General features: G+C 66.8%; 6 protein-coding genes and 1 pseudogene. 5 read left to right on the forward strand and 2 right to left on the reverse strand.

What is annotated here, in order from left to right:
• A pseudogene (locus AC1DWT_RS48040) lies at positions 1–230 on the reverse strand (acetyl-coenzyme A synthetase); the annotation flags it as partial.
• Between the two features lie 316 nt (positions 231–546).
• On the opposite strand from AC1DWT_RS48040, the gene AC1DWT_RS48045 reads away from it, so the two are divergent.
• From AC1DWT_RS48045 to AC1DWT_RS48065, 5 genes are all read left to right on the forward strand, one after another.
• Positions 547–2,163: a peptide ABC transporter substrate-binding protein gene (locus AC1DWT_RS48045; protein ID WP_072938044.1), complete on the forward strand. Its 1,617-nt coding sequence runs from the start codon at positions 547–549 to the stop codon at positions 2,161–2,163.
• Between the two features lie 122 nt (positions 2,164–2,285).
• Positions 2,286–3,212, forward strand: a complete 927-nt coding sequence (locus tag AC1DWT_RS48050) for an ABC transporter permease (protein ID WP_477925965.1) — start codon at positions 2,286–2,288, stop codon at positions 3,210–3,212.
• Positions 3,205–4,179 carry an ABC transporter permease gene (locus AC1DWT_RS48055; RefSeq protein WP_477925966.1) on the forward strand — a complete coding sequence of 325 codons (975 nt, stop codon included), beginning with the start codon at positions 3,205–3,207 and terminating at the stop codon, positions 4,177–4,179. Before AC1DWT_RS48050 ends, AC1DWT_RS48055 begins: the two co-directional genes overlap by 8 nt.
• A 5-nt stretch (positions 4,180–4,184) precedes the next feature.
• Entirely contained in the window at positions 4,185–5,921 is a 1,737-nt protein-coding gene (locus AC1DWT_RS48060) for a dipeptide ABC transporter ATP-binding protein (protein WP_072938107.1), read from the forward strand.
• Between the two features lie 31 nt (positions 5,922–5,952).
• Positions 5,953–6,702: a Fic family protein gene (locus tag AC1DWT_RS48065; protein WP_072938038.1), complete on the forward strand. Its 750-nt coding sequence runs from the start codon at positions 5,953–5,955 to the stop codon at positions 6,700–6,702.
• A 413-nt stretch (positions 6,703–7,115) separates the two neighbouring features.
• On the opposite strand, the gene AC1DWT_RS48070 is transcribed toward AC1DWT_RS48065, so the two are convergent.
• On the reverse strand, positions 7,116–7,952 hold the full coding sequence (locus tag AC1DWT_RS48070; RefSeq protein ID WP_072938036.1) for an HAD-IB family hydrolase: 837 nt from the start codon (positions 7,950–7,952) through the stop codon (positions 7,116–7,118).
• Between the last annotated feature and the right edge of the window lie 232 nt (positions 7,953–8,184).

An 8,184-nucleotide genomic window follows, 5' to 3' on the forward strand; every position in this document is an offset into this window, starting at 1 on the left:
TCGGTGAAGGGCGTGTGCCAGTGCAGGCGCTCGGCTTGTGTCGCCCAGAATGCGAGTCGGTCCTCGTCTGCGGCAGCCTGCAGTTCGGGGCCGGCGTTGGCCGCGGCGGTGAACTCGGGGCTCGGCGGATATACCTGCGGGACGGCATCAGAGTGGTCCGACTGATCCGTCGCTCCGCTCGCCTGTGCGGCATTCCCCGTCGCTCCGCTCGCCTGTGCTGCACTGGTCATTGTGGGCCGGCCTTCTTTCCAGTCTCGAATTCGGCACTTCTAGCACGTGTGAGGGTAGTCACAAGGGCTCCCGAGCGCACCGTTGCACAAGGTTGCATGCCCATATTCTGCGACGATCGGTCGAATGGGCGCGACGGACGGCAAGCGCGGACGACGAGTGGCGACCCCAGCGCCGACGATGTTTCGATCGGATGCCGATTCCGCGAGTTTCACCCGTCGTGGCCACACAGATTGAAACGTTGACTTATCGTCATCCCATCGTTCGGGCTGCGCCCGGCACGGCTGCCCGGAACCATGCAGATCTGGGAGGATCGTCTTGCGCATCACACGTGTGGCAACCGCCGTTCTGGCGGTTGGCCTGGCAGCAGGGATGCTGTCCGCCTGCTCGTCCGGTGACTCGACGGGCGGGGGTGGCAGCGGAATCGTCAACGCCTGGGCAGGTGAACCGCAGAATCCGTTGATTCCCACCAATACCAGCGAGAATCAGGGTGGCCGCGTCGTCGATGCGCTGTTCGCGGGGCTCGTCTCCTACGACTCCGACGGTGGAGTGAACAACGAGGTCGCCGAGTCCATCGAGACGACCGACGGCAAGAACTTCACCGTGAAGCTGAAGGACGGCTGGACGTTCACGGACGGCACGCCGGTCACCGCGGCCTCGTTCGTCGACGCCTGGAACTACGGCGCGCTGTCGACGAACGCGCAGCTCCAGGCGTCCTTCTTCGACCCGATCCAGGGCTACGACGAGGTGGCTGCCGAGAACCCCACGGCGCAGACCATGTCGGGACTGAAGGTGGTCGACGATTCGACGTTCACGATCGAACTGAAGCAACCCGAGTCCGCCTTCCCGGACCGTCTCGGTTTCGCCGCGTACTACCCGCTGCCCGCGGTGGCGTACCAGGACATGGCCGCGTTCGGCGAGAATCCCATCGGCAACGGGCCATACATGATGTCGGGTCCCGGGGCGTGGCAGCACAACGTGCGAATCGACACCGTCGTGAACCCCGACTACAACGGCAACCGTAAGCCGAAGAACGCCGGCGTCGACTTCGTCATGTACAACAGCCTCGACACGGCATACACGGATCTGCTCGCGGGCAATGTCGACGTCCTCGACCAGGTGCCGCCGAGTGCCGTCACCACGTTCGAGACCGACCTGCCGGGTCGCACCGTGAACCAGCCGTCCGCGACCATCGAGACGTTCACCATCCCGGGCCGTCTACCGCATTTCAGCGGTGAGGAGGGCACGCTGCGCCGGCAGGCCATCTCGATGGCGATCAACCGAGACCAGATCACCCAGCAGATCTACAACAACACCCGCACCCCCGCGCTCGACTTCACCAGCCCCGCCATCGAGGGCTGGTCGGATTCGCTCGTCGGCAACAGCAACCTGAAGTACGACCCGGAGGCGGCGAAGAGGCTGTGGGCCCAGGCCGACGCCATCGCCCCGTGGTCGGGCAGTTTCGAGATCGCGTACAACGGCGACGGCGGCCACAAGGAATGGGTCGACGCCACCGCCAACAACATCCGCAACACCCTCGGAATCGACGCGAAGGGCAAGGAGTATCCGACGTTCGCGCAGATCCGCACGGAGGCCACCAACCGGACCATCCCCAGCGCGTTCCGTTCGGGGTGGCAGGGCGACTACCCGCAGCAGTACGGCTTCCTCGCGCAGAACTACCAGACCGGCGGCAGCTCCAACGACGGCGACTATTCGAACCCCGAGTTCGACCGGCTGCTGCGAGCCTCCGCGGGTGAGGTCGATCCCGGAAAGGCGCAGGACCTGCTGAACCAGGCGCAGGAGGTTCTCCTGCACGACCTGCCCGCGGTCCCGACGTGGTACCGCAACGCGGCGAGCGGCTGGTCCGAGAACGTGTCGAACGTGGTCATCGACTGGAAGGGCATCCCGATGTACTCGGACATCGAGAAGAACTGACGCACGGGAGTTTTCTCCGACGGGTGGGGCCGCGAGCTGTCAGTTCGCGGCCCCGTTCGGGAATACGGGCCGAGGCTCCGGATTCCTGACGTCACGGCCCCCGACGAATAGGAGGTGATCCGATGCTCTGGTACGTCGGTCGCCGTTTGCTCCAGATGATTCCCGTGTTCATCGGGGCCACGTTCCTGATCTACGCGATGGTTTTCTTGCTGCCCGGAGACCCGATCGCTGCATTGGCGGGCGACAAGGCCCTCAGCCCCGCGGTGGCGGCGCAGCTCCGCGCCCGGTACCACCTCGACCAACCGTTCCTGATGCAGTATTTCCTGTATCTGAAAGGCATCTTCACGCTCGACTTCGGTACGTCCTTCTCCGGTCGCCCGGTCAGCGAGGTTCTGGCGCAGGCCTTTCCGATCACCATCAAGTTGTCTCTGATGGCACTCGCGATCGAGGGGATCTTCGGGATCGGCTTCGGCCTGTTCGCCGGGCTCCGCAAGGGCGGCATCTTCGACAGCACCGTCCTCCTCGTCAGCCTGGTGATCATCGCGATCCCGATCTTCGTCATCGGTTTCCTCGCCCAGTTCTTCATCGGCGTGAAGTGGGGGCTGGTGCCGCCGACGGTCGGGGGCAAAACCAGCTTCAAGAATCTTCTGCTGCCCGCCTTTGTCCTCGGGTCGGTGTCGTTCGCGTACGTGCTCCGGCTCACGCGGACGTCGGTCGCCGAGAACCTCACCGCCGACTACGTGAGGACCGCGACCGCCAAGGGTCTTTCGCGGCGCCGGGTGGTGCAGGTGCACGTGCTGCGGAACTCGCTGATCCCGGTGGTCACCTTCCTCGGCGCCGATCTCGCCACCCTGATGGGCGGCGCGATCGTCACGGAGGGCATCTTCAACATCAACGGTGTCGGCGGCACGATCTATCAGGCGGTCACCCGCGGTGAGGCGCCCACGGTGGTGTCCTTCGTGACGGTGCTGATCGTCATCTATCTGCTCGCCAACCTGATCGTCGACCTCCTGTACGCCGCGCTCGACCCGAGGATTCGTTATGTCTGAGAAAGTGGAGAACGAGTCCGCCGGAACGGGCGACCGGAAGACCCGTCAGGCGCATTTCGTGGCGCCCGAGGAAGTGGCGGCGCCCGGGGAGACCGACGCCGTCCACATCGACCAGCCGCCGACGAGCATGTGGTCGGATGCATGGCGCGATCTGCGTAAGCGCCCGCTGTTCCTGGTCGCATCGGTGATCATCGTCGTGGTGATCGCCGTGGCGGCGTTTCCGGACGTGTTCACCAGCACCGACCCGCGGTTCTGCGATCTCGTGTTCAGCATGCAGGGGCCGTCGGCGGGGCACTGGTTCGGATTCGACAAGCAGGGCTGCGACATCTACTCCCGCACGATCCACGGGGCGCGGGCGTCGGTGCTGGTGGGTGTCGGCGTCACGTCGATCGTGCTCGTGGTGGGCGTGGTGTTCGGTTCGGTCGCCGGGTTCTACGGCGGCGCGGTGGACTCGCTGCTGTCCCGGGTCGCCGACATCTTCTTCGGCATCCCGCTCATCCTCGCGGCGATCGTCCTGATGCAGCTGTTCACCAACCGCACCATCTGGACGCTGATCGTCGTCCTCGCCCTGTTCGGGTGGCCGCAGATGGCGAGAATCGCTCGGGGCGCGGTGATCTCGGCGAAGGGCAACGACTACGTGATGGCGTCGCGGGCGCTCGGCGTCTCGAACGTGCGCACCCTGATCCGGCACGTGCTGCCGAACTCCCTCGCTCCGATCATCGTGATCGCGACCATCTCCCTCGGCATCTACATCGTGGCCGAGGCGACGCTGTCCTTCCTCGGCATCGGGCTGCCGTCCACCGAGATCTCGTGGGGCGGAGACATCAGCACCGCCCAGGTCACCCTGCGCCAGGGTTCGCCGATCCTGTTCTACCCGGCGACCGCCCTGGCGATCACGGTCCTCGGCTTCATCATGATGGGCGACGCTCTCCGGGACGCGCTCGACCCCAAGGCCCGGAAGAGGTGAGCGCGATGACCGCGAACGATCCGGCCGGACCGCAGAATTCGGCCGACGAGGTGCCGCTGCTCGAGATCCGGGACCTGGAGGTGTCGTTCCAGTCCCATTCCGGGCTCGTGCCCGCGGTGCGTGGGGCCAGCCTCACGGTGTATCCGGGGCAGACGGTGGCTATCGTCGGTGAGTCCGGTTCGGGCAAATCCACCACCGCCCACGCGATCATCAACCTGCTGCCCGGAACGGGAAAGGTGACCGGCGGCCGGATCCTGTTCGAGGGGCAGGACCTCGCGGAGGCGCCCGAGCGGGAGTTCGTCGCACTGCGCGGGAAGAAGATCGGCCTCGTCCCGCAGGACCCGATGTCCAACCTCAACCCGGTGTGGAAGGTCGGGTTCCAGATCGAGGAGGCGTTGGAAGCCAACGGGATCGCGAAGGGCAAGGCCGCGAAGGCGCGGGCCGCCGAACTCCTCGAGGAGGCGGGCCTCGCCGACGCCGAGAACCGGCTGGGCCAGTATCCGCACGAGTTCTCCGGGGGCATGCGCCAGCGCGCGCTCATCGCCATCGGGCTGTCGGCCCGCCCGCAACTGCTGATCGCGGACGAGCCCACGTCCGCCCTCGACGTGACGGTCCAACGTCAGATCCTCGACCACCTCGACGGTCTCACCGACGAACTCGGCACCGCGGTCCTGCTCATCACCCACGACCTCGGTCTGGCGGCCGAGCGGGCGGAGCACCTGATCGTGATGAGCAAGGGACGGGTGGTCGAGGCGGGGCCCGCGCTGGAGATCCTGCAGCGGCCGCGTCACCCGTACACCCGGAAACTGGTGGCCGCGGCGCCGTCGCTGGCGTCGCAACGGCGGAGTTCTTCGCTGGCCCGGGCGGACATCCGGGAGCACGCGCTCGAGGTGGTGGGCGAGGCCGAGGAGCACGGGCAGATCGGCGTCGAATTCGGCAAGGCCACCGACGACGTGGTCGTGGCCACCGGGCTGACGAAGGTGTTCAAGATCCGCCACGGGCTACGGAAGTCCACCGACTTCACCGCCGTCGACGACGTCTCGTTCGCGGTCCGGCGTGGGACGACCACGGCCATCGTCGGCGAGTCGGGGTCGGGCAAGTCGACGGTCGCGCAGATGGTGCTGGGACTGCTCGCTCCGACGGCGGGGAATGTGGTGTTCGACGGCAAGGACGTCGCGACGCTGGACCGCAGGGAGACGTTCGCGTTCCGCCGGCGGGTGCAGCCGATCTTCCAGAACCCGTACGGCACGCTCGACCCGATGTACTCGATCTTCCGCACCGTCGAGGAGCCCCTGCGCACCCACAAGGTGGGGACGAAGGCGGAGCGGGAAGCGCGGGTACGCGACCTGCTGGACAAGGTGGCGTTGCCGGCTTCTGTCATGCGGAGGTTCCCGAACGAGTTGTCGGGTGGCCAGCGGCAGCGGGTGGCGATCGCCCGGGCGCTGGCGCTGCAGCCCGAGATGGTGGTGTGCGACGAGGCGGTGTCGGCGCTCGACGTGCTGGTCCAGGACCAGATCCTCACGCTGCTGAACGACCTGCAGGCGGAGCTGGGGCTGACGTACCTGTTCATCACCCACGACCTGGCGGTGGTGCGGCAGATCGCCGACGACGTGCTCGTCATGTCTGTCGGCGCGATCGTGGAGAAAGCCACCACCGACGAGGTCTTCACGTCGCCGAAGGAGGAGTACACGCGGAAGCTGCTGGACGCGATTCCCGGCGGATCGATCCGGCTCGGCGCCTGACCCGCGGCGGCGCCGGGTAGCGTTCCAGTACGTGAGCGACCCGTTGCAGCCCCTCGTCGACCTTCCCGGTGTCCGCGAAGCCGCGGACCGTGCGCGCGACGCGCTCGGCGCGGTTCACCGGCACAAGACCAACCGGCGCGGCTGGCCGACCACGGCGGCCGAGGCGGCGGTCCGGGCGGCCCGCGCCTCCGCGTCGCTGGACGGGGGCAGCACCGAACTGCCCGCCCCCGGCGAGGCCGGCGACCCCATCCTGTCGGGTGCCCTGCGCGTCGGGCAGGCTCTCGACGGTGACGCCCTCACGCTTCTGCAGTCCACGTGGCAGCGGGCGCCCCTGCAGGCCCTTGCCCGGCTGCATCTGCTGGCCGCGGCCGACCTCGTGGAGGATCAGGAATTGCTCGGCAGGCCGCGAGCCGGGTCCGGCGTCGCGGAGCGGCTGGACGGTCTGGCTCAGCTCGTGACGGGAGGAACCGCTGCACCCGCGCCCGTTCTGGCGGCTGTGGTGCACGGGGAATTGTTGACGCTGAGGCCGTTCGGGGTGGGCGACGGCATCGTCGCGCGCGCCGCATCCCGTCTGGTCTCGGTGTCGAGCGGGCTCGATCCCCACAATCTCGGGGTTCCGGAGGTCAGCTGGCTGCGCCGGCAGCAGGCGTACCGCAACGGGGCAGCGGCCTTCGCCTCGGGCGAGCCGGACGGGGTCGGGAGCTGGGTCGTCCTCTGCTGCGGTGCGCTGGAGGCCGGGGCCCGTGAGGCCACGTCCATCGCGGAAGCGGCGGCAAGTTAACTCGAATCCGTTGCACTGCAACATGTTCCCGACATGTGAAACGGGCGGCGCTGCCGACTGGTGTCGACTTCGCCGCCCGTTAGCACGGACAACCGGTTACCAAGCGTGCAATGGTGGGTTGTGTGGGTGGCCTCGGCGAGAGTCCGAATATCGTCGGGTCGTCCTTGCAACCTGTGCAGGGTCCTTGCCGGTGAAGACTCGAGTCTCGCAGGCCCACAACGCTTTTGCCCTTATAGTGGCTTATGCTTCGCGTGGGTGCCTAGTGCCCGTGCTGGGAATCCTGGTCGGGAGATCGATCCTTCTCTTCTGGGTCGACCTTGGCCTTCCGTTCTTCCGTAACTCCTTTGTACCCCGTGACCCCCCTCACAGCAAGTATCAAATTAGGTTTGTGACCGTGTCGCGGGTTGCGGCGGTCAGCGCTTGCGGCGCAACACTCCATAGGTGAATGCGCCCGCCACCAGGGCCCCGACGCTCACCGCGGCGGTGGTCGCCAGGGTGGTGGCGGACGGCGCCTGGAGGCGCGCCCTGAGGGAGACCGGATTCGAGAAAGTCAATATGGGCCAACCGTTTCCGGCCGCGGCCTTCCGGAGCGCCCGGTCCGGGTTGACGGCCGTCGGGTGGCCGACCGCGGTCAGCATCGGCAGGTCGGTCACGGAGTCGGAGTAGGCGTAGCATGCCGACAGGTCGTAGTGGTATTCGTCGGCCAGTTGCCGCATCGCCTCGACCTTGCCCTCGCCGTAGCAGTAGAACTCCACCTCGCCCGTGTAGAGCCCGTCCGCGACCGCCATGCGGGTGGCCATGCTGCGTGTCGCCCCGAGTGCTTCGGCGATCGGCGTCACCACCTCCTCGCCCGACGCCGAGACGACGATGACGTCGTGACCCCGCAGCTTGTGGTCCGCGATGAGGTCGGCGGCCTCCGCGAACACCAGGGGGTCGACGATGTCGTGGAGGGTCTCGGCGACGACGGACCGGACCTGCTCCACGTTCCAGCCCGCGCACATGCTCGTGAGGTAGGCGCGCATCCGCTCCATCTGATCGTGGTCCGCGCCCGACAGCAGGAACAGGAACTGCGCGTAACTGCTCTTGAGGACGGACCGTCGATTGATCAGGCCCTGGTCGAAGAACGGTCTGCTGAACGCGAGGGTGCTGGATTTCGCGATGATCGTCTTGTCGAGGTCGAAGAATGCGGCAACCCGACCCGTCTCGGTGTGTCGACCTGTCTTGGCACTTCTCTGTGGCTTCGCGGTCACAATTTCCAAGGATATGCGGACTTCGGCCCGGGGTGCGCGTTCCGTGCAACGGCCCGGAACAGGGGCGTTCGGTATCTCCGACACCGTAAAACATTTGAACAGTTGAACTTGCAAATACTGATCTGGGGAGGTGTAGTATTGCTGATGTCCGGATTTGATCCGGACGATGTTCAGCCCGACCCCCCGGGGCTGAACACTGACGACCCTCGCCTCCTCCCCCCCTGGCGAGGGT

Source organism: Rhodococcus sp. P4_B6, assembly GCF_056402215.1.

Coding starts and splice junctions, on each gene's coding strand:
- AC1DWT_RS48050 (WP_477925965.1), top strand. CDS start 2,286: ATGCTCTGGTACGTCGGTCGCCGTTTGCTCCAGATGATTCCCGTGTTC.
- AC1DWT_RS48055 (WP_477925966.1), top strand. CDS start 3,205: ATGTCTGAGAAAGTGGAGAACGAGTCCGCCGGAACGGGCGACCGGAAG.
- AC1DWT_RS48060 (WP_072938107.1), top strand. CDS start 4,185: ATGACCGCGAACGATCCGGCCGGACCGCAGAATTCGGCCGACGAGGTG.